Below are 25,305 nucleotides of genomic sequence, written 5' to 3'. Positions count from 1 at the left end.
TGGCACGCCGATCGATGGCCCGTTGTTAAGAACGTCACTGTCCGCCCGGCCGGCTCACCCGGAGGCACCCCCGGTGAAGTGCCAGGACGCCAGCCGCACCGGGGGCGCGGCCCACCAGGAACCGTCCACCCGGTCCGGTTGGAGCACCGGCCGCGCGCCCAGCCCGAGCACCGCGCCCGGCCCGAGCGCCCGGGGGTACGACTCGGTGAACCGCAGGTCACGGACCGCCCGTACGACAGCGCCGTCCTCGATCAGCCAGACCCCGTTGCGGGTCAACCCCGTGACCACCAGGCTCTTCGGGTCGAGCACCCTCGTGTACCAGAGATCGCTCACCAGCAGCCCCCGGCGTACCCCGGCGACCAGCGCGGCGGTGTCCGCGTCGCCGACCGCGCCGGCCGCCGCGCCTGTGGTGCTCCGGCCCGCCGCGCTTACCGGACCAGCCACCGCGCCGGACAGGCGCAGGTTGTGGGCCATCGGACCCCAGGTGGCGCCACCGGCGACGGCGTGCCCGGTGGACTCCGCACCCGCCTCGACGGCCGTCCGCCGATCGTGCGCCACCGCGCGGGTGGTGCCCGCCTCGACCAGGGTCAGTGCCCGCCGACCGGTGCCCTCGGCGTCGAACGGCAGCCCCGACGCGCCCAACGGATCGTCCACCAGGGTCACCGACCTGTCGAACTGGGCCACGCCCGGCTCGGCGAAGGACTGCCGCTCGACGTACCGCTTGCCGTTGAAGCCGTACCAGGACAGGTTCTGCAACAGGTCCGCCACTGCGGCCGGCTCGAACACCACCTCGTACCGCCCCGGCGGCAGTTCGACCGGGTCGACCGCTGCCTGCGCCTTCGCGGCGGCGTGCGCGCCCAGCTCGGCGCCGTCGAGGTCGGACAGCCGGTCGGCGTAACGCCGTGCCACCCCGTCCGCGCCGTCGCGGCGGGCGATGCCGTCCATCGCGGCGTCCGCGCAGCGGCCGTACGCCGAATGCCCGGCCGAGTTGGCGAACGCCGACGACCGGTGCGCGGTACGGCAGTAACCGGCGGTGCTCAGGCCCCCGGCGGCGGCTACGAACGCGCCCACCCGGTCGGCCCGCTGATCCGGCTCGGCGTACGCGGTCGCCTCGTCGACGGGCGGCGCCACAGGCACGGGCGTGGGCGGCGCCAGGCCCGGCCAGGCCGGGTCGAGCGGGCCGAGTCGCGCGGCGGCCAGGGTGCGCTCGACCAGCGCGCGCAGCCCGTCGGAGGTCACCACGCTGCCGCTGCCGGCGGCGGTCCGCCCGTCCAGGTACAGCCGCAGCCGGACACCGACTGTCGACTCGGAGACGTTCTGGTGGATGGCCGAGTTGGCGAACCGGGTGAGCGCCAGATCGGCCCGGGTCACCACCGCCTCGGCCTGCGCGCCCGGCCCACCGAGCCGCCGGACCAGCTCGACGACCTGCCCGGCCAACTCCAGCTCGCCCGACCCGCTCACGCTGACACTCCTACCCGGACGTTGCGGAAGCGGGCCGGCGCCGCCGGATGGCCGGTGTGCCCGATCTGGCCGGGCTGGCCCTTGCCGCAGTTCGGGGTGCCCCAGGGCACCATCTCGCCGGAGAGCATGTCCATCGAGCGCCAGAACAGCGGCCCGATCCCGGTGTACGTGGGATTGCGCAGCATCCGCCCCCGCCGGCCCTTCTTGATCTCCCAGCCGACCTCACAGCCGAACTGGAAGTTGAGCCGCTTGTCGTCGATCGACCAGGACCGGTTGAGGTCCATCAGGACACCGTCGTCGGTCGCCGCGATGATCTCCTCCAGGGTGTGCGGGCCGGGTTCCAGGCCGACGTTCGTCATCCGCACCATCGGTAGCCGGGCCCACCCGTCGGCCCGTACGCTGCCGCCGTAGTCGAGGCTTGCCATGGCCGCCGAGTCGCGGCCGGCGAGCACACCCACCCAGCGACCGTCGCGGACCGCGTCCCGCTTGACCGCGGGGGAGCCCTCGTCGTCGAAACCGAAGCTGCCCAGCGCGCCCGGGATGGTCGGGTCGATTGTGATGTTCATCAGGTCGGAGCCGTAGCGCAGCGAGCCGAGCTGGGCCAGGTCCAGCCAGGACGTGCCGGCGAACGCGGCCTCCCACCCGAGGATCCGGTCCAGTTCGATGGCGTGCCCGACCGACTCGTGGATCTGAAGGGCCAACTGCTCGCCGCCGAGGATCAGGTCGGTCTCGCCGGCCGGGCAGGGCGGCGCGGTGAGCAGCGCCCGAGACTCGTCGGCGATCTGCGCGGCGTGCGCGGCGAGGTCGAGCGACTCGACAAGCTCCCATCCGGTGGTGCCGTACTGCCCCCGGTAGCTGGGCCAGGAGCGCCGCTGCGTCTCGCCGTCGCCGATGGAGGTGGCCGAGATGCCGCCACCGCACTCGCGGATCCGCTGGTCGATCCGGTGCCCCTCGCTGGAGACGAACCATTTGGCGGTGTCCCAGATCTGGTACAGGCCCTCGGCCAGGTCCGCGCCGTGCTCGGTCATCGTGCGGGTCGCGCCGACCAGCAGATCGCCCTTGTCGGACAGCGGAACCCCGAGCGGGTCGATCTGGCAGCCGGAGGCCCAGCTCGCCGTCAACGCCTCGACCGGCACCAGGTCGACCGCCGGGCCGGGCACGCGTGCGCTCGCCATGGCCGTCCGTGTCGCGCGCCGGCCGGCGTCGCGGGCGGCGGCGTCCGACAGATCGGGTACGGCGTGGAAGCCCCAACTCGCCCCGACCAGCGCCCGGACTCCGAGGCCGATGCTCTCGTCCTGGGTCAGCTCCTCCACGTCGCCGTTGCGCGCCGTCATCGACTCGTAGCGGCGGTGCATCACCCGCGCGTCGGCGTACCGCGCCCCCGCGTCGAGAGCGGCCTGGACGGCGGCGCTGGCCGCGTCGAACTCGGTCATGGACCGACCCTAGGCCAGCCGACCGACACCCGTCAGGGGAGCAGATCTTCCGGCCGGATGGTGGCCTTCAGCGGCTCGGTCAGCACGAGCAGGTCGCCCGGCCTGGTCACGGACTGCTCGGTGTAGTGGCTGCCTTGCCGACGGTAGAGGTGCAGCGTGCCATTCGCCTGCTCCACCAGCAGGTACCACTCAATTCCGGCGGAGGCGTAGTAGTGCATCTTGAGCACCTTGTCGGTGGATGCGTTGCTCGGCGAGATGATCTCGCACACCAACCGCACGTCACCCGCTTCGACGTTGAGTTCGTCGAAGTCGATCGGGCCGGTGATCACGAGGTCGGGAATGGGAATCCGGCCGGGCCGGAGGCGGACGTTCACGGCTTCCAGGACGTGCAGGCCAGCCTCACGAGCCGGAGCCCGGAGCGCCGCGCGCAGTTCGCCGGAGATGTTCTGGTGTCGGGGGGTGGGGGCTGGGGTCACGTGGAGGCTCCCGTCGAAGAGTTCGACGCGTTGCTGCGTCTCGCCGAGGGCGAGGTACTCCTCTTCGGTCCACGGGCCTTCGTGGTTGAACACCGCCGCTGTCATCGTCACCTCCACCTCGTACCAGCGGGAATCCTCTGCTGAGTGCTCGGCCAATGATCGCACCTGACGTGCGCTCAAGGCCATGAATGCCCGAGGTGAGGGGTGTTCAGGGCCGATGCCGACTCGTTACGCTCGGCCCCGCTGACACGTGCCGACTTTGTAGCTTATTTTCACCCTCGGGACTTTCCTGTAAGTTCCCTTCGTCACTGAGGGAGGTGGCCGTGGACAGCTCGGAACCGTCGCCGTCCGGGGAACCGGACGACCGACCCGCCGTGCCGGCGCAGCGCTCCGACGAGGACGCCTACCTGCGGGTGAGTGACCTGCGGGTCCGGTTCGACACCGAGGACGGCGTGGTGCGCGCGGTCGACGGGGTGTCCTTCGCCGTCGACAGGGGTCGCACCCTCGGCATCGTCGGCGAGTCCGGTTCCGGCAAGAGCGTCACCTCGCTCGCCATCCTCGGCCTGCACGATCCCAAGCGGACCACCGTCACCGGCGAGATCTCCGTCGGTGGCCGGCAGGTGGTCGGCCTCGGCGACGAGGAGGTACGCCGGCTGCGCGGCCGGGACATGGCGATGATCTTCCAGGATCCGCTCTCCGCGCTGCACCCCTACTACACCGTCGGCCGGCAGATCGCCGAGGCGTACCGGGTGCACCACCCGAAGGCCGACCGGCGTGAGGCCCGCCAGCGGGCGGTGGACATGCTGGACCGGGTGGGCATCCCGCAGCCGGCCCGCCGCTTCGACCAGTACCCGCACGAGTTCTCCGGCGGCATGCGCCAGCGGGCGATGATCGCGATGTCGCTCGTCAACGACCCGGCGCTGCTGATCGCCGACGAGCCGACCACCGCGCTTGACGTCACCGTCCAGGCGCAGATCCTGGACCTGCTCGCCGACCTCCAGGCCGAGTTCCACTCCGCGATCATCCTGATCACCCACGACCTCGGCGTGGTCGGCCAGGTCGCCGACGACGTCCTGGTGATGTACGGCGGACGGGCCGTCGAGCGGGGAAGCGTCGAGCAGGTGCTCCGGTCGCCGCAGCATCCGTACACCTGGGGGTTGCTCTCCAGCGTGCCGTCGCTGCACGGCGACGCGGACGCGGACCTGGTGCCGATTCCCGGCAACCCGCCCAGCCTGATCAACCTGCCGCCGGGCTGCGCCTTCCACCCGCGCTGCCGCTACGCGGACCGCAACGGCGACCGGTCCCGCACCGAGGTGCCCGAGCTGCGCCCCGCCGGCGCGGACGGTCACCTGGTCGCCTGTCACCTGAGCGCCGAGGAGCGCGCCGAGCGCTACGCCGAGGACGTCGCATCCGTGGGGGTGGCCCGATGAGTGACGAACCACTGCTGCGGGTACGCGGGCTGACGAAGCACTTCCCGGTACGTCAGGGGCTGCGCGGCACCGGTCTGGTGCGGGCGGTCGACGGGCTCGACTTCGACGTGCGACCGGGCGAGACGCTGGGTCTGGTGGGGGAGTCGGGCTGCGGCAAGACCACCACCGGTCGGATGCTGGTGCGGTTGCTGGAGCCGACGGCCGGCACCATCGAGTTCGGCGGGCGGGACATCACCCGCGCCGGCCGCCGGGAGTTGCGCCCGCTGCGTCAGGAACTCCAGATCATCTTCCAGGACCCGTACGCCTCGTTGAACCCCCGGCACACGGTGGGCCGGATCGTGGCGATGCCGTTGCAGGTCAACGGGATCAAGCCGCCGGGTGGGATCAAGGCGCGGGTGCAGGAGCTGCTGGAGCTGGTCGGGTTGAACCCGGAGCACTACAACAGGTACCCGCACGAGTTCTCCGGCGGGCAGCGCCAGCGCATCGGCATCGCCCGCGCGCTGGCCCTGCGGCCCAAGCTGATCGTCGCCGACGAACCGGTGTCCGCGCTTGACGTCTCGATCCAGGCGCAGGTCGTCAACCTGCTGCGCGACCTGCAACGGGAGCTCGGCCTGGCCTTCGTGTTCATCGCGCACGACCTGGCCGTGGTGCGGCACTTCTGCCAGCGGGTCGCGGTCATGTACCTGGGCCGGATCGTGGAGATCGGCGACCGGGCGGACATCTACGAGCGCCCGCAGCACCCGTACACCCGGGCGTTGCTCTCGGCGATCCCGGACGTCACCCAGCTCGGCCCGGCTGGCCGGATCCGGCTGGCCGGTGACGTGCCCACCCCGCTGGACCCGCCGTCGGGGTGCCGGTTCCGCACCCGCTGCTGGAAGGCGCAGGACGTCTGCGCCACCGAGGAGCCGGCGCTGGTCCCGCGCGACGGGGGCAGACAAGCCACCGCGTGTCACTTCCCGGAAGAGGGAGCAGCCGGCACGAGCCCCGAGGTCGAGGGGTCGGTCACTCAGATCGAGGAGGTGTCGCCGTGAGCCTGTCTCCGGTGGAGGGTGTGGCGCTTGCCGAGATCGAGTCCGGCGACGGCGTGGGCGAGCCCGCGACCAAGGGGGTCGTCGGTCGGTCGCCCGGTCAGCTCGCCTGGCTGCGGCTGCGTCGCGACCGGACGGCTCTGGTCAGCGGCGTACTCCTGGTCTTCTTCATGGTGTTGGGGTTGTCCGCCCCGCTGATCGAGATGGTCTACGGGATCGGCCCGCGGGAGCAGTTCCAGAACCTGCTCGACGGTTTCGGGATGCCGCTGGGCTACGCGGGTGGTGTCAGCGGGGACCACTGGTTCGGCGTGGAGCCCGGGCTCGGCCGGGACATCTTCATCCGGTTGGTGTACGGGCTGCGGACCTCGCTGTTCATCGCGTTCGCCGCCGCGTTGATCACCGCGACGATCGGTGTCGTGCTCGGCGCGCTCGCCGGCTACCTCGGCGGCTGGCTCGATGCGGTGATCAACTGGATCACCGACCTGACGCTCGCCATGCCCTTCCTGATCATCGCGCTGGCGCTCACCCCCACTGTCACGCTGCGCTTCTACGGCGAGCGGGGGCAGGTGTCCGCGGCCTTCGGCGTGGGTGTGCTGATCGGCGTCTTCGCCATCTTCGGCTGGACCAGCACGGCCCGCCTGGTCCGCGGGCAGGTGATCGCGCTGCGCGAGCGGGAGTTCGTGGAGGCGGCGAAGGCCAGCGGGGCCGGGCTGGGGCACATCATCTTCCGGCAGTTGCTGCCGAACATCTGGGCGCCGATCCTGGTGTCGTTCTCCCTGGCGGTGCCACAGTTCATCACCAGCGAGGCCGCCCTGTCGTTCATCGGCGTCGGCCTGAGCGACGAGACGCCGAGCTTCGGCCGGATGATCTACCGCAGTCTGAACTTCCTCCAGACCGACTCGGCGTACGTGTTCTTCCCGGGCATCACGATCTTCGCGCTGGTGTTCGCCTTCAACCTCTTCGGTGACGCGTTGCGAGACGCGCTCGACCCGAAGTCGTCCCGGTAGGGGTCAAATCATGGCGCGATTTCTACTCAAGCGACTCTTCTCCGCCACGCTGACCCTGTTCGCGGTGAGTGTGCTGACGTTCCTGATGTTCTTCGCACTGCCGCGTGACCCGGTCACCAGCATCTGCTCGAAGAACTGCAATCCGGAGCGGCTGGAGCGGGTCCGCGACGACCTGGGTCTGAACGATCCGCTGATCACCCAGTACGCCGGCTACATGAAGGGCATCGTCACCGGACGCGACCTGGGCAGCGCCCAGGGCGGCAGGTGCGACGCGCCGTGCCTGGGCTGGTCGTACGTCACGAACGAGGCCGTCTCGGACACCATCGCCCGGGTGCTCCCGGTGACGCTGAGCATCGTCATCCCGGCGGCGATCCTCTGGCTGCTGCTCGGGGTTGGCCTCGGCATGGTCTCCGCGTTGCGTAGGGGCACCTGGCTGGACCGCGCGGCCATCGGCTTCTCGCTCACCGGAGCCTCGTTGCAGCTCTACTTCGTGGGCGCGGTGCTGCTACTGATCTTCGTCTACAACCTGCGTTGGCTGCCGGTGCCCAGCTACACCTCGATCTTCGACAATCCGGCGAAGTGGGCCAGTGGGCTGGTGCTCGCCTGGGTGGCGCTTGCCTTCCTCTTCTCGGCCATCTACGCGCGGCTGTCCCGGGCGCAGATGTTGGAGACGCTGTCCGAGGACTTCGTCCGCACCGCGCGGGCCAAGGGCCTGGCCAAACCCAAGGTGTACGGGCGGCACGCGTTGCGCGCGGCGATCACCCCGGTGGTGACCATCGCGGGGCTGGACGTGGGCGGGGCACTCGGCGGCACGGTGATCACCGAGACGACGTTCGGCATCCAGGGGTTGGGGCGTACGGCGGTGGACGCGGTGCGCTCGGGTGACCTACCCACGATCATGGCCACGGTGCTGATCGCCGCCGTCTTCGTGGTGTTGGCGAACGTGCTGGTGGACCTGCTCTACGCGGCCATCGACCCACGGGTGCGGCTGCGCTGACCCGCCGGGTGGCCAGCGCACCTGTCGATGGCGAAATTTATCGACAACTGTTACACAACTCGTAGGTTTTTTTCCTTACGATCCTCGGGACGTCGGCGGTTCTCGCCCCGACGAAACCGCACGGCACATGGGTGAAGGGGGTACTTCATGAGACCACGCGTGGTGGCCGCCGCAGGCGGCGCGATAGCTCTGGTGGTGGCACTGGGTGCGTGCTCGAAGAACACGGGCGAGGGCACCACCGTGGACACCGAGCGGCAGCAGACAGGGGTCATCGCGACCGACCCCAAGGACTCACAGGGTCCGGCCGCGGAGGTGAGCGGGGCGCAGAAGGGCGGCACCTTCACCGTCATCCGGGAGACGCCGATCTCCCACCTCGACCCGCAGCGGACGTACTCGTTCGCCGGCCTGATGGCCAACCCGCTCTGGTCCCGCTACCTGACCACCTGGAAGGACGACGGCAAGGGCGGCCTGGTCCTGGTCGGCGACCTGGCCGAGACCCCGGGCAAGAACGTCAACAACGACTGCAAGGTCTGGGAATTCACCATCAAGGAGGGGGTGAAGTTCGAGGACGGCCGGCCGATCACCTCCAAGGAGATCGCGTACGGCATCGCCAGGTCCTTCGACCCGGACCTCTCCGGCGGCCCCACCTACATCCAGGAGTGGCTGGCCGACACCGCGCAGTTCGACACCAAGTGGGACTTCAAGAAGAACAAGACGTCGCTTCCGCCGGGCCTGAGCACGCCGGACGCCAAGACCCTGCGCTTCGAGTTCGCCAAGCCCCGCTGTGACCTGCCGTTCGCGGTCTCGCTGCCGACCACCGCGCCGCTGCCCGCGGACAAGGACACAGGCATCAACGTGGACAAGCAGCCGTTCTCGTCCGGCCCGTACCGGGTCGCCAAGAACCAGGTGGGCGTGCAGATCACCCTGGAGCGCAACCCCAACTGGGACCCGAACACCGACCCGGTCCGGCACCAGTACCCGGACCAGTTCGTCTGGACCTTCGGCCCGACCGCGGACGCCGCCAACAACCGGGTGATCGCCGACAACGGCGCCGACCAGAGCGCGCTCGCCTTCAACGCCGTGCCCGCCTCGCTCGTCGCCCGGGTGGCCGGGGATGCCTCGCTCAAGTCCCGCAGCATCCTCTCGCCGACCCCCAGCGCCAACCAGCTCGTCATTAACAACCAGCGGGTCACCGACCTGAAGGTGCGCCAGGCGCTCAACTACGCCATCGACCGTGAAGGCATGATCAAGGCGCTCGGCGGGCAGAACGTCGCCGCGCCGCTGACCACGCTGATGCCGCCGGCCACCATCGGCTACAAGGCGTACGACGCGTACCCGGCGGGTGCCAACGGCAACGTCGACAAGGCCAAGGAACTGCTCGGCGGCAAGACGCCGGAGCTGGTCCTCGGTGTCGCCGACAACACGACCGAGCAGCAGCAGGGTGCCCAGCTCAAGGCCAACCTGGAGCGGGCCGGCTTCAAGATCACCGTCCGGAACATCTCGGACGACGCGAAGCTCGACGAGATCAAGAAGAAGAACAACCCCTGGGACCTCTACATCGGTAACTGGGCGGCGGACTGGCCGAGCGGAGCCTCGATCCTGCCTGTGCTCTACGACGGCCGCACCATCAAGGCCGAGGGCAACAGCAACCAGTCCTACTTCAACGACCCGGCAGTCAACGCCGAGATGGATCGCATCCTGGCGCTGGCCCCGGCCGAGCAGGGCCCGGAGTGGGCCAAGCTCGACGAGCGGATCATGAAGGAGCACGCACCGGTCGTGCCGATGTACGTCGACGTGGCCTACAACGTGCACGGGTCCAAGGCCGGCGGGATCTTCATCTCCAGCGTCTTCGGCTACCCGTCGTTCGTCAACGCGCACGTCAAGCCGTAAGCACACCGCAGACAGACAGGGGTCCCCTCCCGACAACGCCGTCGGAAGGGGACCCCTGTCGTCGTCCGGGAGCTCGGGGACCTGATCGGATCGGACCGCTACGGTCGGGTGCGGGGCAGGGTCCTTCGGCCAGGCTTGACGTCGAAGGGAGGCCTCGTGATCGCGGCGCTCAACAAGCTCGTCGACCAGCTCGAAGAGCACCTTACCGAGGAGTTCGACGTCAACGCACTGGCCAGGACGCTCGGCACCACCGAGTACCACCTGCGCCGGATGTTCTCGTCGTTGGCCGGGATGACGCTGTCCGAGTACGTGCGCCGACGCCGCATGACAGTCGCCGCCGCCGACGTCGTTCGGGGCGAGGACGATCTGCTCGGCATCGCCGTCCGGCACGGATACGGCTCGACCGAGGCGTTCGGACGGGCGTTCCGGGCCGTCCACGGCGCCAGCCCCGGTGACGTACGCCGCGACGGAGGCCCCCTTCGCACACAACCGCAGCTCAGGTTCCGCCTGACCGTCGAAGGGAGCACCCCCATGGACACCCGTATCGTCGACCGCCCCGCGTTCCGGCTCGTCGGACACGCCGCCCGGGTCCCGCTCATCCACCGGGGCGTCAACCCGCACATCCAGCAGCACATCGCCGGACTACCACCGCAGGAGCATCGTCGGCTCAAGGCCCTCAGCGACACCGAACCCGGCGGGCTGCTCCAGGTCAGCGACGACGTCGACGCCGAGGCCACCGAGGGCAGCGAACTGACCTACCTGCACGGGGTGGCGGTCTCCCGGGACACCCAGGTCCCCGACGACCTGGACGCCATCGACGTGCCGGCGGGCCAGTGGGCGGTCTTCCGTACCTCCGGACCCCATCCGCAGGCATTGCAGAACACCTGGGCGGCGACCGCCAGCGAGTGGTTCCCCTCCAACCCGTGGCGACTGCGGCCGGGCCCCTCGATGGTCGCCATCCTCGAACGCGCCGAGGACTTCAGCACCGCGACCTGCGAACTGTGGCTGCCCATCGAGCCGGCGTGACGTGAGCGCGCGGGTCAGGCCGGGGTCAGGAGGCAGAACTCGTTGCCCTCCGGGTCGGCGAGAACCATCCACGAGATCTCGCCGCCCAGGTCGATGACCGTGGCGCCGAGAGACTCCAGCCTGGCCGCCTCCGCCTTCAGATCGTCGCCCGGGTAGGGGCGCACGTCGAGGTGGACGCGGTTCCACCCGGTCTTCACATCGGGCGTGCGGAGGAACTGCAGATAGGGGCCGACGCCGGTGGCGGAGCGCAGCACCGCGCTGTCGTCGGTCACCTTGTGCACCGTCCAGTCCGTGGCCTCGCCCCAGAAACGGGCCATGGCCCGCGGGTCCGCGCAGTCGACCACCACCGAGGCGATCGGACCGGTGTCGTGGGCCGTGTCCCGCCAGTCCAGCACGCAGAACTCGTTGCCCTCCGGGTCGGCCATGACCGTCCACGGGACGTCGCCCTGGCCCACGTCGGCGACCGTCGCGCCGAGATCCTTCAGGCGCGTGACGAGCTCCGCCTGGTGGGCCGGCGAGGTGGTGGCGAGGTCGACGTGCACCCGGTTCTTGACAGTCTTCGGGTCCGGGTAGGCGACGAGGTCGATGCAGACAGCGACGGGGTCGGGGTAGACGAAGCCCTCGGGTTCGAGGTTCGTCACGCCCGGCCCCTCGCTGGAGACCTCCCAGCCGAGCACCTGCGCCCAGAAACCGCCGAGCGCGGCGTCGTTGTGAGCCTTCATGTTGATCTGCACGAGCCGCGTCGCCATGCCGACGATGCTAGCGGCGGCCGAGCGTACGACCACACGGCCGGTGAGCGAAGGACTGTGCCGGCGACGTGTGGTACCCGCCGAGCGGTGGGACCCGTCAGGGGACGAGCACCACGCCACCGCGTACGCCACCGCGGGCCAGCCGGTCGTGGGCGGCCGCCGCGTCGGCGAAGGGGTACACGTCGGCTACCCGGAGCGGGATGTCTCCGCTGGTGACGAGTTTGACCAGCTCACTAAGCCGGGATCCGTCCGGGACCACGTCCAGCGCGAAGGTCCTGATTCCCCGCACCGGCTCCAGGCGAAGCGGAGGTGACGCGGCCACGTGGCCGCCGCCGTCCCGGACGAGGTCCAGCAGTGAGGAGCCGATCACCGCCAGATCGACGACCGCGTCGAACGTTCCCGTCGGGTCGTCGGCGCGCGACAGGAACGCCGCGCCCAGCGACTCGACGAACTCACTGTCGTCCGGTCCGGCGAGTCCCGTGGCGTGCAGACCGGTCGCCCGGGCAAGCGCCAGAACGAACCCGCCTACCTGCCCGGCGGCACCTGTGACGAGCACTGTCGAACCCGCGGGGAGCGCGAGCAGGTCGAGGGCCTGGGCGGCGGCGAGGCCGCTCGTCGGCAGCGTCGCCGCCTCGGTGGCGGGGACGCCGGCGGGCGCGGAGGTCAGCCAGGCGGCGTCGAGGACCACGTACTCGGCGTGGGCGCCGACTGTGGTCTGCAGCCACGGCGAGAAGCCGATGACCTCGTCGCCGATCGTGAACCCCTCGACCGACGGGCCGACCGCGTCGACGCTGCCGGCAACGTCCCAGCCGGGCGTGTACGGCAGGCCGGTCGGCAACGGGGCTGGGAATCGACCGGAGCGGATCACCAGATCGACCGGGTGGACGGCCGACGCCGCGACCCGCACCCGGACCTGCCCCGGCCCGGGCTCGGGCACCGGCACCTCGGCCACGTGCAGGACCTCAGGTCCTCCGAACTCCGCATAGCTGACTGCGCGCATCGTCGTCTCCTTCGTGGGATTTCGTGATCACCACGACCGTACGACTGGTCGGCACTGTCGGTAAGTAGGTACCTTGAAGTGCCTAGGGCACCCGGAGGAGACAGCATGGCGACGACGAGTGCGGCTCAACGCCGTGAGCAGGCCAAACGCGACTACGACGCGTTCCTGGACCAGTGCCCGACACGTGAGCTGCTGAGCAGGCTCACCGACAAGTGGGTCGCGTTGGTGATCCCAGCGCTCGTCGACGGCCCGCAGCGGCACGGTGAACTCGCCCGACGCGTCGCCGGCGTCAGCCAGAAGATGCTCACCCAGACCCTGCGCACCCTGGAACGCGACGGCCTGGTCACCCGCACGGTCACCGCCTCGGTACCGGTCCGCGTCGACTACGAGCTCACCCCGCTCGGCCACGAACTGTTCCCGGTCATGATCGCGATCAAGAACTGGGCCGAGACGCACATGGACCGTGTCTTCGAAGCCCGGACCCGGTACGACGCACGCCCCTGAGCGCGTCGACCTGAGCGTTCGCGCGCGCTCAAAGCCCTAGCTGGATTCCGCTCGGTGTCGCTCACCCCAGGTGCGTACGCAGGAAGTCCAGTTCCAGGGGGAGCAGTCGTTCGGCGGTGCCGTTCGCGGCCATGTGGGTGGCGCCGGTCAGCGGCAGCACCGCGTGCGGGCGGCCGGTGCTCAGCAGCGCCGCCGAGAGCCGCAGCGTGTGCGCGGCCACCACGTTGTCGTCGGCCATGCCGTGCACCAGCAACAGCGGGCGGGCCTGATCCGGGCCGGTGACCGGTTCGGCGGCCAGCTCGATCAGCGAGTGGTGCGCGTACACGTCCATGCCGTCCTCCGGCAGGCCGAGATAACGCTCGGTGTACGCGGTGTCGTACAGCGCCCAGTCGGTCACCGGGGCACCGGCGATGCCGCACCTGAACAGCTCCGGGTGCCGGAGCACCGCCAACCCGGCCAGCCACCCGCCGAACGACCAGCCGCGCACCCCCACCCGGTCCAGGTCCAGGTCGGGATGCTTGCCGGCGAGCGCGGTAAGCGCGTCGATCTGGTCGGTGAGGATCACGTCGGCGACCCGCCGGTGGATCGCCTTCTCGAACGACGGGGCCACTCCCGGCGTACCCCGGTTGTCGATGGTGACCACCGCGAACCCGGCGTCGGCCCACCACTGCCGCTCCAGCCAGGCCGCGCGGGCGGTCACCACCTCCTGGTGGCCCGGCCCGCCGTAAATGTCCAGCAGCACCGGCAGTCGCCGGCCCGTGACGTGGTTGTCCGGGTACAGCACCGCCGCCGGCAACCGCCGGTCGGTGACCCGCTCGAGAAGCGGCAGCGGCGAGTACGGAGGGGTCGCCGCCAGCGACCGCAGCTCGGCCACCTCCTGGTCGCCGCGCCGCACCGTCCACCGCACGCCGGCGTGGTCCAGCGAGGCGACCCCGATGACCAGCACGTCCCCGCCCACGGCGGCGGTGTGCCAGCCCGAGTCGGTGGTGATGCGGCGGGCGTCCACTCCGCCGCCGATGGTGGTCCGCACCCGGAACAGGTGCCGCTCGCTCGGCTCGCCGTCGCTCGCCTCGACCAGCAGGTCCGCCGGGCCGGAGTTGGCCGGCAGTCGACCGACCACCCGCCGTACGTACAGCGACGGCGGCGTGAGCAGGGTGCCGTCGGCGAAGAGGCACCGCGCGTCGTACCCGTCGTGCGCCAGCTCCCCGCCGACAAGCACCCGACCGTCCGGCAGGTGCGCCGGGGTGCCGGCGATCGGCTCCACCCATCGCGGATCGGCAAGCTCGGCGTGCACCTGCGTCTCACCGGTACGCGGGTCCACGGCGAGCACCAGCCCGTGCTGCTGCGACCTGCGCAGCACGGTGATCAGCGGGCTGCCCTCGCCCCAGCTCACCCCGGTCAGGTACGGGTACGTCTCCCGGTCCCAGTGCACGTCGACCCAGCCGTCGTCCAGATCGAGCAGGTGCAGGCTGACCTCCGCGTTCGGCCCGCCCGCCCGCGGGTACGCCACAGCGGTCGGAGGGCTCGCCGGGTCGGCAGGGTCGTGCAGGTGCCACCGTTCCAGCCGGGACTCGTCCACCCGGGCGGCGAGCACCATGCGCCCGTCCGGCGCCCACCAGTAGCCCCGGTACCTGCCGAACTCCTCCGCCGCGATGTGCTCGGCCAGGCCCCAGCTCACCCCGGCGTCCTCGCCGGCCAGCAGGGTGTCGGTGCCGTCGGCCTCGATCACCCGCAGCTCGCCCCGGCGGACACCCTCGGCCGCGTCCGTCACGTACGCCAGTCGTTGCCCGGTCGGGTCCGGACGGGGGTCGAGCACCGGGCCGACGGCTGCCACCTCCACCACGTCGCCGTGCACCAGGTCGGCCCGGAAAAGCCGTCCGGCCAGCGCGAACACCGCCACCCGGCCGGCGGCGTCGAGCGCGTACGACCCGATGCCCCCGGCGTTGAGCCGCAGCCGTTCGCGTAACGCGCGTTCGCCGGGGGAGAGCGCCCGGGGATCGCCGCCCCCGTCCAGCAGTGTCGCCGGGTCCGCCACCAGCTGCTCCTCGCCGGTGGCCACGTGCAGCTGCCACAGGGCGTCCGCCGGATCCTCCGGACCTGCGGAACGCAGGAAGATCACCCGGGAGCCGTCCTCCGCCACGGCGACGGCGCGCGGCGCGCCGTGGGTGAACCGGCGGGTACGGGCGGCCAGCTCCGGGAAGTCCACCGCCAAATCGTAGAGCGGTGGCGAGGGTGATGTGGCCGACCTGGGCGGACGCGTCAGCGCCGGCAGGGCCGAACTGCCGGTTAGAGTGACCGTCGTGACGACGCTGCCCGACCGCCGCCTGCTGCTGGTCCACGCGCACCCGGACGACGAGTCCATCGGCACCGGCTCGACGATGGCCCACTACGCCGCCACCGGCGCGCACGTGACGCTCGTGACCTGCACCCTCGGCGAGGAGGGCGAGATCCACGTACCGGCGCTGGCCCAGCTCGCCGCCGCCGAGGCGGACCAGCTCGGCGGGTACCGGATCGGCGAGCTGGCCGCCGCCTGCGCGGCGCTCGGCGTCAGCGACCACCGCTTCCTCGGGGGTGCGGGCCGCTACCGCGACTCGGGGATGATGGGGCTCGCGACCAACGAGCACCCCCGCGCCTTCTGGCAGGCCGACCTCGACGAGGCCGCCGGGCACCTGGTGGAGATCATGCGGGAGGTACGCCCGCAGGTGCTTGTCACGTACGACCCCAACGGTTTCTACGGCCATCCCGACCACATCCAGGCGCACCGGGTGGCGATGCGCGCGGTCGAGCTGGCCGCCGTCGAGGGTTGCGCCCCGGCCAAGGTCTACTGGACGGCCATGCCGCTCAGCGTGCTGGAGGCCGGCCTGGAGCACTTCGCCGAATCCTCGGACAACCCGTTCGCCGGCATCCGCGACCTCGCCGAGCTGCCCTTCGGCACCCCGGACGCCGAGATCGCCGCCCGGATCGACGGCACCGACCAGCACACCGCCAAGGAGGCCGCGATGCGGGCGCACGCCACCCAGATCCCGGCCACCTCCTGGCTCTACTCGATCGCCGGCAACTTCGGTGGCGAGTTCATGGGCGTGGAGTTCTTCACCCTGGCGGTCGGTGCGAAGGGACCGGGCTCCGGCCCGTACGGCTGGGAGGACGACCTGTTCGCCGGGCTTCCCGACGAATCCGCCACCGACCGCCGCCCGGTCGCGGCAGCCGGCCTCCGGTGACCCTGCCCGCCGCGCCGATGTCGGTCGTGCAGGACCAGGGCACCCCGCCGGAGGCGGGGCCGCCCCCGCGTCTGCTGGACCTGGGTCTGCGGGTTGCCGGTGCGGTGGTCGTCGTGGTGGCAGGTGTGCTGACCGGGGTGCTGGAGCTGCTGCTCGCCACGGTCCGTGTCGGCGGTCAGCTGATCGGCGTGTCGGTGCTGCTCGCCGTCGGCGCCAACATCGTGCTGAGCTGGTTCGCGCACGAGGCGGTGGGCCGACGATGGGCGGTGGCGCTGCCGGCCGTGCCGTGGTTCGCCCTGATGGCGGTGGCCGCCATCCGGACCTCCGAGGGCGACCTGCTGCTGGCCGGGGACAACTGGGTAGGCCTGGCCATGATCGTGGCCGGCGCGATGACCTTCGCGGTGATGGGTTTCCGGCAGATCCTCACCCCACCACCCACCCTGCTCGGCTGATGACGCCACACAGGTGCGGGTGGTAGATATTCCTGCCAGGGATGCGGCCCCGCAATGGGGCGTACGGCAGGAGGTCGTGCGATGGACAGACGGTGGCGTGACGTCGGGGTGCTCACGGGAGCGTTGTTCGCGGCGAACGTGGCCGCCCGGCTGATCATCAAACTCGGGTTCGACGGTGACGACACCGCCGCCGACCGGGTGTCGCTGGCGATGTTCGTGGTGATCGGTCTGATCCTGGCATTGGTCGCCTTCCGCTGGGGCAGCCGCCGGCCACTGTCCGCCTGGTTGGCCGACCTGGCCCTGGTGGTGGGGATCGCCATGGCGCTGACCGTCCTGGTGGGGCCGCTGCTGGTCGGCGACAACCCGTTCGGTGCCGGCGCGGGCACGTTCTTCGCCCAGATCTGGCTCTACCTGCTCGCCACGGGCGCGGGAATCCTAATCGGGTACCTGGTGCTCACCGCGCTCGGCCGTGACTACCGGTCGCAACAGCTCAAGCGGTACGCCGAAGTCAAGGCCGCCAAGCCGCGCCGAGTGGTCCGCCGCTAACCCCGCCCGACCCCGCCCGACCCCGCTCTCCCCCCGCGCCGATCTTGCACTTCTGCGCGCCGATTTGGTGCTCTGCGCCCCCTTTTGTCACCGCAGAAAGTGCAAGATCGGCGTGGTGAGGGGTGGGGGTTAGGGGGCGACGCGGGTCAGGTAGGTGTGGTGGGTGGTGAAGCCGAGGGTGCGGTAGAGCGCCACCGCCGCCGTGTTGCGCTGTTCCACCTGGAGGAAGGCGTGGGTGGCGCCTGCCGACACGCCCCAGCCGGCCAACGCGTGGATCACCCGTCGGGCCAACCCCTGCCGGCGGGCGGCGGGCACCACCTCGATCAGGCTGAGGCCCAACCAGCGGCCCTCACCCGTCACCGTGCCCCGGCCGGTGGCCACAAGCGTGCCGTCTGCGTACACGTGGGCGAAGCGGACCTGCTCCACGGCGGTGAGCACGTGCCGGGCGGCGTCCGGGAGGCCGCCCTTGCGGCCAGCGGCGACGGCCAGCCACTCCTCGCTCGGCACCGTGGCCAGCTCGACGGCCACGCCGGCAGAGGCCACGCCGGCAGAGGCCACGCCGGCAGAGGCCAGGCCGGCGGAGGCCAGGCCGGCGGAGGCCACGCCGGCGGAGGGGTCGGCGGCGGGTAGGGGCAGGGGTGTGGTCTGGACCAGCGTGGGCGGGCGGCTGCCCCAGCCCCGGTCGTCCAGTTCGGCGCCGACGGGCGCGGCGAGCGGCAGCGGTGTGTTGATCATCGCAGGCTGGCCCTGCTCGGCGTACCAGCGCTCGACCGCGTCCACGGCGGCCGGCAGCGGGCGGTCCGGATCGCCGACCGGCAACGCCGAGTTGGCGCGTCCGGTCCAGCCCTCGGCCGATCTCAGCAGCCAGTCGCCGAGGCGGCCGCGAGTGGGCGCCGGCCAGGCCTCGTCGGCGGCGCGTTCCAGCGCCACCACGGCAGCGGCGGTCGGCCGGCGGGTCGGCGGCACCCGTTTGGCCCGGTGTACCTGCGCCACCGGAACCCGTAGCGGACCCTGCGCGGTGGCCAACGTGAGATGAGTCTCGCTCAGCTCCACCAGCTCGCCGAGGGCGTCGGAGAACAGCGGGCGGCCTTCGCGAATCCCCACAATCCGGCGGACCACGATTCGGTGTCCCACATCCTGCTGTCGGAGCACGATCGACCCCCTCCCCGGCGAGATACTAGGCTCTTACCGTCGCGGTGATCGCGGCGTGTCTTGCGGAGGAGAAGACCGGTGACCTACATCATCGCCGAGCCGTGCGTGGATGTGCTCGACAAGGCATGCATCGAGGAGTGCCCGGTCGACTGCATTTACGAGGGCAACCGGATGCTCTACATCCACCCCGACGAGTGCGTCGACTGTGGTGCCTGTGAGCCCGTCTGCCCGGTGGAGGCGATCTTCTACGAGGACGACGTCCCCGAGCAGTGGAAGGACTACACCGGCGCCAACTACGAGTTCTTCGAGGACCTGGGCTCGCCCGGGGGCGCCTCGAAGATCGGCAAGGTCGAGAAGGACGCGACCTTCGTCGCCGCGCAGCCGCCGCGCGGCGAGGGCCACTGACCCGGTCCGCGCCGGTCTCGTCGCGGCTGCCCGAGTTCACCTGGGACTCCCTGGACGCCGCGGCCGCTGTGGCCGCGGCGCATCCGGGGGGCCTGATCAACCTCTCCATGGGTACGCCCGTCGACCCGGTGCCCGAGGTGATCCGCCAGGCGCTCGCTGACGCGTCCGACGCTCCCGGCTATCCGCTGACCGCCGGCACCCCGGTGCTGCGCGACGCGATCGCCGCCTGGGTCGCCCGTGCCTGCGGCGCCGGCGTCGACGGTCTCGGTGTGCTGCCGACCATCGGCTCGAAGGAGCTGGTGGCCTGGCTGCCGACGCTGCTCGGCATCGGCCCCGGTGACGTGGTCGTCGTGCCGTCGGTCGCGTACCCCACATACGAGGACGGGGCACGGCTGGCCGGCGCCACGGTCGTCCGCGCCGACTCGCTCACCGCGGTCGGGCCGACCTCCCGGGTACGCCTGGTCTGGGTCAACTCGCCGGGCAACCCGACGGGTCGGGTGCTGCCCGCGGCGCACCTGCGCAAGGTGGTCGACTGGGCCCGGGAACGGGGCGCGGTGGTCGCCAGCGACGAGTGCTACCTGCCGCTGGGCTGGTCGGCGGAGCCGGTGTCGGTGCTGTCTCCGCAGGTCTGCGGCGGCTCGTACGACGGGGTGCTCGCCGTGCACTCGCTGTCCAAGCGGTCCAACCTGGCCGGCTACCGGGCCGGGTTCGTGGCCGGCGACCCGGTGCTCGTGGCCGAGCTGCTGAAGGTCCGCAAGCACGCCGGCATGATCGTGCCCGCCCCGGTGCAGGCGGCGATGGTGGCCGCCCTGGGGGACGAGCGACACGCCGACGAGCAGCGGGAGCGTTACCGGGCCCGCCGTGAGGTGCTGGCGGCCGCGTTCACCGGCGCCGGGTTCACGGTCGAGCACTCGGAGGCCGGTCTCTACCTCTGGCTCACCCGCGACGAGGACTGCTGGGAGACGGTCGACTGGCTGGCCCGCCGGGGCATCCTGGTCGCCGCCGGCGTCTTCTACGGCCCCACCGCCGGCCGGCACGTCCGGGTCGCGCTCACCGAGTCCGACGCACACGTCGCCGCGGTCGCGGCCCGCCTCGCCGAGGTCTGACCGCCCTTCCGGGCGGCCGACCCGTGGGGGTCGACCGCCCGGCCGCGTCAGTCGCTGATCCGGGCGAAGACCCGCAGCAGGGTGTTCCGGCTCTGCTTTTCCAGCAGTTCGCTGGACATCAGCTCCTGCACGGCGATCACCCGGCCGTCGTGCAGGGTCAGTTCCGCCTTCAGCGGCACCTCCCGCTTGACGTTCACGGAGGCGACCTCCTCGTACGGCAGGAACGTGTGTGTGGTTGCCAGCTCCGCGATCGCCACCGAGTCGACAAGCGCGCGCAGCCGCTTCTCGCCCTGGCTCGCCTTGCCGGGGTCGGCGATCAGGACCAGCCCCCGGTCGAGGATGAGCACGTCGTGCTCCCTGCCGTCGATCTTGATGTTGGCCAGCGCGCCGATCAGGTCGGCGTCCCGCCCGGAGACCCGCTCCTCCACCACCGTCGCGCCGGACGGATCGACGCCCAGCTCGGCCAGGCGGGCCAGCGCAACGTCAAGGGTCTGCGGCGCGACGGCCAGCTTGGCGATCTCGGCGAGGTCCCACGGCTGCCCGTCCGGGCCGACGAGCCGGGCCGGACCGGACCAGGAGAGCTGCCAGTGGGCCCGACCGGAGCGGACTGCCGCGTTGTCCAGCAGCGTCTCCATCGGCCCGGCGAACCGGGCGGCCGCCTCCTTGCGGGTCGCGTCGCCGAAGAACTGCTCGGCGAACTCGCCGAGCCGGCCGGAGCTGACCAGCTCCAGCACTGTCGTGAGGCCCGGCCTGGCGACGCCCGTGAACCGCCCCGCGGCCCGGTAGATGCCGTCCGCCTGCTGCTGCACCATTGCCGCCACCGACGAGGCGGTGAACTGCGGCCAGGGCAGCACCTCGCGGCTGCCGTGCTCGACCACGACGCCCTGCAACTGCCGGCCGGCGCCGTCGATGTCGGCGAGTAGCAGCGCGGCAGGTCGTTCGTCCGAGGCGACAGTCCCCGCCGGCAGGCCCGCCATCGCGGCGACCCGGACGCCGATCGGTGGGTGGGTGTCCCACGGCGACGGCTCCCGGTCGGGGGCGTTCTCCCGCAGCTCGGCCAACTCGTCCCGGCGGGCCCGCAGCAACTGGCCGAAGCCGCCGAAGAGGTCGTCCGGCGCCAGCCCGGCGGACCAGCCCGGCTCGACGTACCGGCGCATGTAGAAACCCCAGGCGGCGCCGAGCGCCGGCAGCGTCCGCAGGGCGGAGGTGGCGGCGTCGTGCCCGGCCAGCAGCACGGAGGAACGGTCGGCCTCCAGCTCCTGCCGCCGCGACGCGGCGTTGTCCACCCTCAGGTAGAGCTTCGAGTACCCCTTGAAGACCCAGCCGATCGGGTTGCGCGGGCTGATCCGGTCCAGCGTCTCCGCGATGGCCAGCCGACCCCGGTACGCGACGCCGCCGAGACGGGTGTGCTTGCCGGAGTAGTGGCCCAGCTCGTGGGCGAGCACCGAACGCAGCTGGTCCATCCGCATCGCCTGGAGCAGCGGCAGTCCGACATACAGGGTGCGCCGCCCGCCGACGAGGCCGAGGAACCGGCTCTGCTCGGCGACCGCCGCGTTCACCTCGGGCACCAGCCGGATCTCGTCGGGGGCGCGGGTGCCGACCGCGGTGGCCAGCTCCCGCACGGTGGCCCACAGGTCCGGCGCCTCGCGCTCGGTGAGGACCAGGCCGGGCGCCGGCTCGTTCTTCGTACGGATCGCGCGCCACAGCCCGGCGGCCGCCGCGCCCAGCGCCACGACCAGGGGCAGCAGCAGCTTCCCGGTGACGAGCCCGTTGGTGTGGCCGTACAGCCAGACCCCGAGCGCGACGACGGCGGCGAGCTGCAGGAGCGCGACGACGTAGAAGCCGATCAACATGACCACCGAGGCGAGGGCCCGGTATGTCGCGGACATTTCATTTCCTCCCGCTGTTAGCCCGCATCGAGACGGCGGGCAGCGGAGCGGACCGTACGACGGTGATCAGAAGTGGACAACCCCCTTCCGGACCGGCCTTGGCAAGATCTACGATCTGCCGGGTCTTCGACGGGCTGAGAGGAAACGCGGCATGTGGCCGTTCCGACGTAACAACAGGCGGGTGGCCGTTCCCACGTTGATCGTGGATCCGGCGGAGGGCGACCCGACCGCGCGGGCGCTGCGGGAGGCCGTTGAGCGCCGGGACTGGGGCACCATCCGTGATCTCCTCACCCCGGTGACCGACCCGGACGACCACGCCTTCTACGTCTCGGTGCTCGCCAACACCGACGGCCTGCAGGACTGGATCGGCGAGTGGGTCGAGGCCGAACCCCGGTCGACACTGCCGGTGCTGGTGCGGGGGGCGCACGCGGTCTACTGGGCCTGGGAGGCCCGCAGCAGCGCCCGGGCCTCGCAGGTGAGCCAGGATCAGTTCAAGGAGTTCTGGCGACGGCTGCGGCTCGCCGAGAACTCCCTGGACGAGGTGGCCGACCGCGACCCGGACGACACCACCGCGCGTACCTTCCTCGTCACCTCGGCGCGGGGGCGGCAGGTGGACCGGGAGGAGGCGGACCGGCGCTTCGCCGACGTCGTCGCCCGGCACCCGTGGCACCGGATCGCGCACGAGCAGATGCTCCAGTACCGCTGCCACAAGTGGTTCGGCAGCCACGAGGAGATGTTCGACTTCGCCCGGGAGGCGGTGGCGAAGTCGCCGGCCGGTTCGCCGCTGGGGCACCTGGTCGTCGTCGCCCACCTGGAGAAGTGGCTGGACCTGCCCGTCGGCGAGGACGAGGAGTACCTGGACGACGATGCGCTCCGGGCGGAGATCAACGCCGCGGCGGACCACTCGGTACGCCACCCCGACTACCGGCGCCGGCCGGGCTGGGCGAGTGTGCACAACACCTTCGCCATGGGCTTCTCCAAGGTGGGGGACCTGCGCTCCGCCGCTGGCCAGTTCGAGGTGATCGGCGACCAGGTGACCAACTGGCCCTGGCAGTACATCAACAACGACCCGGTGATCCCGTTCGTCGCGTGGCGCGACGACGCGATGGCCGTCGAGGACTGACAGGCGTCCGGGCCGGCACCGGGGGATATCCTCGGCGCCGGACCTGGTCGGGGCCGTCGGCCCCGCACCCCAGCAGGAACGTCGAGGTGTGCGGATGGTGGACGGGCCCGGTGCGCGGGTACGGGCGGCGGTGGTCGGCACCGGCCTGATCGGTGGTTCGGTGCTGCTCCGGATGCACGCCGCGGGCGTCGACGTGACCGGGTGGGATCCGGACGAGGACACCAGGCGACGGGCCCGCCTGATGGGCGTACCCGTTCCGGATCTGCTTGTCGAGGCGGTGGCCGACCGGGACGTGGTGTTCCTGTGCGGGCCGTTGCCCACCCTGCCGGCCACGCTTGTCGAGGTGGCCGCGATGACAGGTGAGCGTTGCGTGCTGACCGACGTCGGCAGCACCAAGGAGGAGGTGGCGGCGTTCGCCGCCACACGCGGCCTGACGGACCGGTTCGTGCCGGGGCACCCGATGGCCGGCACCGACCGGGCGGGACTGACGGCCGCGGGGCCGGATCTGCTGACCGGCGCCGCCTGGGTGCTCTGTCCCACGCCCGGGCCGGCCACTGCCGCGTTCCGCTGGCTGGCCAGGCTGCTGGTGGACCTCTTCGAGGCCCGGGTGGTGCCGATGTCCCCGGCGGAGCACGACTCGGCCGCCGCACTCGCCTCACACGTGCCGCACCTGCTCGCCGGCGCGCTGGCCGGCGCCGTGCAGCGCGCACCGCTGCGCGACGCGATACTGGCGCTCGCCGCGGGCAGCTTCTCCGACGGCACCCGGGTCGCCGGGACTCCGGCCGACCGGACCGCGAACATGCTGCTCGGCAACCGGCAGCGTGTGCTGCGGGAGTTGACCGAGGTCACCGCGTTCCTGGACGACCTGGCCGCCGCGCTGCACGCCGGTGACGGGCCGGCGCTCACGGCGCGGTACGACGAGGCGCGGGCCTCCCGGATGGCGCTGCGCGACCGCCGGTTCGACGCGTACGAGCGGCGGTTCCCCCTCGACGGTGACCACGCCGCCGAGGTGTCCTGGCTGTGCGGTCTGGGGGTGGCCGGCGGTCACCTGACCGGGCTGCGCGTCGGTGCCGACACCGTCTCCTACGCGGCGCGACGCCCGACAGCTGACTAGGCTGAGGGCATGGCGGTGGACGGCCCGGTGGTGCAGGTGCGCGGCGAGGCGTACCGGGAGGTGCCGCCCGAGCTGGCGCGCTTCGCGGTCACCGCGACGGCTCGTGATCGGGACCGGGAGGTCACGTTGACCCGGCTGGCCGAGCGGGCCGCCGCCGTGCGGGTGCTGCTGGAGGGCGCCGGGCCGGTGGTGGTCCGGCGGGAGACGGGTGACCTGCGGGTGCGCCCGGAGACCCGGCGCTCGGGGGAGCGGGTGGTCGCCTGGCACGGCAGCGTCACCACCACTGTCACCGTCACCGACTTCACCGCCCTCGGCGAGTTGATGCTCCGGCTGGCCGACCAGGATCAGGTCGAGGTGGCCGGTCCGTGGTGGGAGCTGCATCCGGACAGCCCCGCGCACCGCGAGGCACGGCACGCCGCGATCGGCGACGCCCTGCTGCGGGCCCGGGAGTACGCGGAGGCGCTCGGTGCCCAGGTCACCGCGCTGATCGAGTTGGCCGACGCCGGCCCGGCCGACCGGCCGATGTTCGCCCGCGCGGCGTTCGCCGGGGGTGACACGCCACCGGAGCTGGAGTTGGACCCGCAGCCGCAGACCGTGCAGGCAGCCGTGCAGGCGCGGTTCACCATCAGCACCCCGGTCCTGGGCTGATGCCGCCGGCCCGGGTGCTGTCCGTCGACGAGGTGGTGGCGCGGGCGTCGGCGCTCGCCGAGGCGGGTTCGCGACAACTGCTCGGCATCGCCGGTGCGCCTGGTGCCGGCAAGTCCACCCTCGCCGAGCTGATCGTGGCCGAGGTGGGGCCGGCCGCCCGGCTGGTGCCGATGGACGGCTTCCACCTGGCGCAGTCGCAGCTGGTCCGGCTGGGCCGCGCGGACCGCAAGGGCGCGGCGGACACCTTCGACGCCAACGGGTACGTCTCGCTGCTGCGCCGGCTCCGCCGCCTGGAGCCGACCTCGGTGTACGCGCCGGAGTTCCGGCGGGAGCTGGAGGAGCCGGTAGCCGGGGCGATCGAGGTGCCGCCCTCGGTCCGGCTGGTGGTGACCGAGGGCAACTACCTGCTGCTTCCGGACTTCCCCTGGCAGGAGATCCGGTCGCTGCTGCACGAGGCGTGGTTCCTCGACCTGGACGCCGAGGTGCGGCAGCGGCGGCTGACCGCTCGGCACGAGGCGTTCGGGCGGTCACCGGAGCAGGCGCGGGCCTGGGCGTTGGGCACCGACGAGTCGAACGCGGCCCTGATCACCCCCACCGCCGACCGCGCCGACCTGGTGCTGCGCCTCTCCGAGCCGCCGGCGCCCTGACCCG

At 71.8% G+C, this 25,305-nt stretch carries 24 protein-coding genes; 16 read left to right on the top strand and 8 right to left on the bottom strand.

The annotated features are described in order from the left end of the window. Positions 1–54: 54 nt before the first annotated feature. Genes AB0N27_RS26375 through AB0N27_RS26365 form a run of 3 tightly spaced genes read right to left on the bottom strand, consistent with a single transcriptional unit; the run spans position 55 to position 3,475 of the window. Positions 55–1,437, bottom strand: a complete 1,383-nt coding sequence (locus tag AB0N27_RS26375) for a metallopeptidase TldD-related protein (RefSeq protein WP_364375653.1) — start codon at positions 1,435–1,437, stop codon at positions 55–57. Between the two features lie 20 nt (positions 1,438–1,457). Then, positions 1,458–2,894 (bottom strand): TldD/PmbA family protein, encoded by a 1,437-nt coding sequence (locus tag AB0N27_RS26370; RefSeq protein ID WP_364375194.1) that lies wholly within the window; start codon positions 2,892–2,894, stop codon positions 1,458–1,460. Between the two features lie 32 nt (positions 2,895–2,926). Then, entirely contained in the window at positions 2,927–3,475 is a 549-nt protein-coding gene (locus tag AB0N27_RS26365; RefSeq protein WP_364375650.1) for a Uma2 family endonuclease, read from the bottom strand. Positions 3,476–3,744: 269 nt separating this feature from the next. Between AB0N27_RS26365 and AB0N27_RS26360 the strand changes: the two genes are divergently transcribed. The 6 genes from AB0N27_RS26360 to AB0N27_RS26335 all read left to right on the top strand — a co-directional run bounded on the left by AB0N27_RS26360 (position 3,745) and on the right by AB0N27_RS26335 (position 10,748). Continuing rightward, positions 3,745–4,800: an ABC transporter ATP-binding protein gene (locus AB0N27_RS26360; RefSeq protein WP_364375647.1), complete on the top strand. Its 1,056-nt coding sequence runs from the start codon at positions 3,745–3,747 to the stop codon at positions 4,798–4,800. After that, positions 4,797–5,831 carry a dipeptide ABC transporter ATP-binding protein gene (locus AB0N27_RS26355; RefSeq protein WP_364375191.1) on the top strand — a complete coding sequence of 345 codons (1,035 nt, stop codon included), beginning with the start codon at positions 4,797–4,799 and terminating at the stop codon, positions 5,829–5,831. The genes AB0N27_RS26360 and AB0N27_RS26355 overlap by 4 nt, the downstream gene beginning before the upstream one ends. Further along, complete coding sequence (locus AB0N27_RS26350) at positions 5,828–6,835, top strand: ABC transporter permease (protein ID WP_364375188.1); 1,008 nt, start codon at positions 5,828–5,830, stop codon at positions 6,833–6,835. The genes AB0N27_RS26355 and AB0N27_RS26350 overlap by 4 nt, the downstream gene beginning before the upstream one ends. Before the next feature lie 10 nt (positions 6,836–6,845). Continuing rightward, a complete protein-coding gene (locus AB0N27_RS26345) occupies positions 6,846–7,832 on the top strand; it encodes an ABC transporter permease (protein WP_364375185.1) in 987 nt (328 codons plus the stop codon). A 147-nt stretch (positions 7,833–7,979) separates the two neighbouring features. Beyond that, positions 7,980–9,722, top strand: a complete 1,743-nt coding sequence (locus AB0N27_RS26340; RefSeq protein WP_364375182.1) for an ABC transporter substrate-binding protein — start codon at positions 7,980–7,982, stop codon at positions 9,720–9,722. Positions 9,723–9,878: 156 nt separating this feature from the next. Further along, the gene (locus AB0N27_RS26335; protein ID WP_364375179.1) at positions 9,879–10,748 is read left to right on the top strand and encodes an AraC family transcriptional regulator; all 870 of its coding nucleotides are present in this window, start codon (positions 9,879–9,881) and stop codon (positions 10,746–10,748) included. A 14-nt stretch (positions 10,749–10,762) separates the two neighbouring features. Here AB0N27_RS26335 and AB0N27_RS26330 read toward each other — a convergent pair whose 3' ends face one another. Together AB0N27_RS26330 and AB0N27_RS26325 are read right to left on the bottom strand one after the other, a co-directional pair. Continuing rightward, a complete protein-coding gene (locus AB0N27_RS26330; protein WP_364375176.1) occupies positions 10,763–11,497 on the bottom strand; it encodes a VOC family protein in 735 nt (244 codons plus the stop codon). Positions 11,498–11,594: 97 nt separating this feature from the next. After that, the gene (locus AB0N27_RS26325) at positions 11,595–12,497 is read right to left on the bottom strand and encodes an NADP-dependent oxidoreductase (RefSeq protein WP_364375173.1); all 903 of its coding nucleotides are present in this window, start codon (positions 12,495–12,497) and stop codon (positions 11,595–11,597) included. Between the two features lie 105 nt (positions 12,498–12,602). On the opposite strand from AB0N27_RS26325, the gene AB0N27_RS26320 reads away from it, so the two are divergent. Continuing rightward, on the top strand, positions 12,603–13,001 hold the full coding sequence (locus AB0N27_RS26320; protein ID WP_364375170.1) for a helix-turn-helix domain-containing protein: 399 nt from the start codon (positions 12,603–12,605) through the stop codon (positions 12,999–13,001). 61 nt (positions 13,002–13,062) lie between these two features. Here the strand turns inward: AB0N27_RS26320 and AB0N27_RS26315 are convergent, their stop codons facing one another. Further along, positions 13,063–15,207 (bottom strand): prolyl oligopeptidase family serine peptidase, encoded by a 2,145-nt coding sequence (locus AB0N27_RS26315; RefSeq protein ID WP_364375167.1) that lies wholly within the window; start codon positions 15,205–15,207, stop codon positions 13,063–13,065. Between the two features lie 85 nt (positions 15,208–15,292). Between AB0N27_RS26315 and mshB the strand changes: the two genes are divergently transcribed. The 3 genes from mshB to AB0N27_RS26300 all read left to right on the top strand — a co-directional run bounded on the left by mshB (position 15,293) and on the right by AB0N27_RS26300 (position 17,217). After that, positions 15,293–16,219, top strand: coding sequence for an N-acetyl-1-D-myo-inositol-2-amino-2-deoxy-alpha-D-glucopyranoside deacetylase (mshB, locus tag AB0N27_RS26310; protein ID WP_364375164.1), 927 nt, complete (start codon positions 15,293–15,295; stop codon positions 16,217–16,219). 17 nt (positions 16,220–16,236) lie between these two features. Then, complete coding sequence (locus tag AB0N27_RS26305; protein WP_364375644.1) at positions 16,237–16,671, top strand: hypothetical protein; 435 nt, start codon at positions 16,237–16,239, stop codon at positions 16,669–16,671. Between the two features lie 81 nt (positions 16,672–16,752). Continuing rightward, a complete protein-coding gene (locus AB0N27_RS26300; protein WP_364375162.1) occupies positions 16,753–17,217 on the top strand; it encodes a hypothetical protein in 465 nt (154 codons plus the stop codon). 129 nt (positions 17,218–17,346) lie between these two features. On the opposite strand, the gene AB0N27_RS26295 is transcribed toward AB0N27_RS26300, so the two are convergent. Then, complete coding sequence (locus tag AB0N27_RS26295) at positions 17,347–18,369, bottom strand: GNAT family N-acetyltransferase (RefSeq protein WP_364375159.1); 1,023 nt, start codon at positions 18,367–18,369, stop codon at positions 17,347–17,349. A gap of 78 nt (positions 18,370–18,447) precedes the next feature. Here AB0N27_RS26295 and fdxA point away from each other — a divergent pair, with 78 nt between their 5' ends. Beyond that, positions 18,448–18,774: a ferredoxin gene (fdxA, locus tag AB0N27_RS26290; RefSeq protein WP_007464872.1), complete on the top strand. Its 327-nt coding sequence runs from the start codon at positions 18,448–18,450 to the stop codon at positions 18,772–18,774. Next, the gene (dapC, locus tag AB0N27_RS26285; RefSeq protein WP_364375641.1) at positions 18,771–19,880 is read left to right on the top strand and encodes a succinyldiaminopimelate transaminase; all 1,110 of its coding nucleotides are present in this window, start codon (positions 18,771–18,773) and stop codon (positions 19,878–19,880) included. The genes fdxA and dapC overlap by 4 nt, the downstream gene beginning before the upstream one ends. A 47-nt stretch (positions 19,881–19,927) precedes the next feature. Here dapC and AB0N27_RS26280 read toward each other — a convergent pair whose 3' ends face one another. Beyond that, complete coding sequence (locus AB0N27_RS26280) at positions 19,928–21,769, bottom strand: M48 family metallopeptidase (RefSeq protein WP_364375154.1); 1,842 nt, start codon at positions 21,767–21,769, stop codon at positions 19,928–19,930. 181 nt (positions 21,770–21,950) lie between these two features. On the opposite strand from AB0N27_RS26280, the gene AB0N27_RS26275 reads away from it, so the two are divergent. The 4 genes from AB0N27_RS26275 to AB0N27_RS26260 all read left to right on the top strand — a co-directional run bounded on the left by AB0N27_RS26275 (position 21,951) and on the right by AB0N27_RS26260 (position 25,301). After that, a complete protein-coding gene (locus AB0N27_RS26275; RefSeq protein WP_364375151.1) occupies positions 21,951–22,892 on the top strand; it encodes a DUF4034 domain-containing protein in 942 nt (313 codons plus the stop codon). Between the two features lie 94 nt (positions 22,893–22,986). Further along, positions 22,987–24,006, top strand: a complete 1,020-nt coding sequence (locus tag AB0N27_RS26270; protein ID WP_364375147.1) for a prephenate dehydrogenase/arogenate dehydrogenase family protein — start codon at positions 22,987–22,989, stop codon at positions 24,004–24,006. 9 nt (positions 24,007–24,015) lie between these two features. Further along, entirely contained in the window at positions 24,016–24,654 is a 639-nt protein-coding gene (locus AB0N27_RS26265) for an SIMPL domain-containing protein (RefSeq protein WP_364375144.1), read from the top strand. Beyond that, positions 24,654–25,301, top strand: coding sequence for a nucleoside/nucleotide kinase family protein (locus AB0N27_RS26260; RefSeq protein ID WP_364375141.1), 648 nt, complete (start codon positions 24,654–24,656; stop codon positions 25,299–25,301). The genes AB0N27_RS26265 and AB0N27_RS26260 overlap by 1 nt, the downstream gene beginning before the upstream one ends. Positions 25,302–25,305 lie beyond the last annotated feature (4 nt).

This window comes from Micromonospora sp. NPDC093244, assembly GCF_040683695.1.
GTDB lineage: Bacteria > Actinomycetota > Actinomycetes > Mycobacteriales > Micromonosporaceae > Micromonospora.
The sequence above is the reverse complement of the archived record's forward strand: the minus strand, read 5'-3'. Positions and strand labels throughout refer to the sequence as shown.

Bases quoted from the DNA above. Each gene is read 5' to 3' on its own strand.
- AB0N27_RS26370 (WP_364375194.1), bottom strand. From the start codon at position 2,894: ATGACCGAGTTCGACGCGGCCAGCGCCGCCGTCCAGGCCGCTCTCGAC.
- AB0N27_RS26365 (WP_364375650.1), bottom strand. From the start codon at position 3,475: ATGACAGCGGCGGTGTTCAACCACGAAGGCCCGTGGACCGAAGAGGAG.
- AB0N27_RS26355 (WP_364375191.1), top strand. From the start codon at position 4,797: ATGAGTGACGAACCACTGCTGCGGGTACGCGGGCTGACGAAGCACTTC.
- AB0N27_RS26345 (WP_364375185.1), top strand. From the start codon at position 6,846: ATGGCGCGATTTCTACTCAAGCGACTCTTCTCCGCCACGCTGACCCTG.
- AB0N27_RS26340 (WP_364375182.1), top strand. From the start codon at position 7,980: ATGAGACCACGCGTGGTGGCCGCCGCAGGCGGCGCGATAGCTCTGGTG.
- AB0N27_RS26330 (WP_364375176.1), bottom strand. From the start codon at position 11,497: ATGGCGACGCGGCTCGTGCAGATCAACATGAAGGCTCACAACGACGCC.
- AB0N27_RS26325 (WP_364375173.1), bottom strand. From the start codon at position 12,497: ATGCGCGCAGTCAGCTATGCGGAGTTCGGAGGACCTGAGGTCCTGCAC.
- AB0N27_RS26320 (WP_364375170.1), top strand. From the start codon at position 12,603: ATGGCGACGACGAGTGCGGCTCAACGCCGTGAGCAGGCCAAACGCGAC.
- AB0N27_RS26305 (WP_364375644.1), top strand. From the start codon at position 16,237: ATGTCGGTCGTGCAGGACCAGGGCACCCCGCCGGAGGCGGGGCCGCCC.
- AB0N27_RS26300 (WP_364375162.1), top strand. From the start codon at position 16,753: ATGGACAGACGGTGGCGTGACGTCGGGGTGCTCACGGGAGCGTTGTTC.
- AB0N27_RS26280 (WP_364375154.1), bottom strand. From the start codon at position 21,769: ATGTCCGCGACATACCGGGCCCTCGCCTCGGTGGTCATGTTGATCGGC.
- AB0N27_RS26270 (WP_364375147.1), top strand. From the start codon at position 22,987: ATGGTGGACGGGCCCGGTGCGCGGGTACGGGCGGCGGTGGTCGGCACC.
- AB0N27_RS26265 (WP_364375144.1), top strand. From the start codon at position 24,016: ATGGCGGTGGACGGCCCGGTGGTGCAGGTGCGCGGCGAGGCGTACCGG.
- AB0N27_RS26260 (WP_364375141.1), top strand. From the start codon at position 24,654: ATGCCGCCGGCCCGGGTGCTGTCCGTCGACGAGGTGGTGGCGCGGGCG.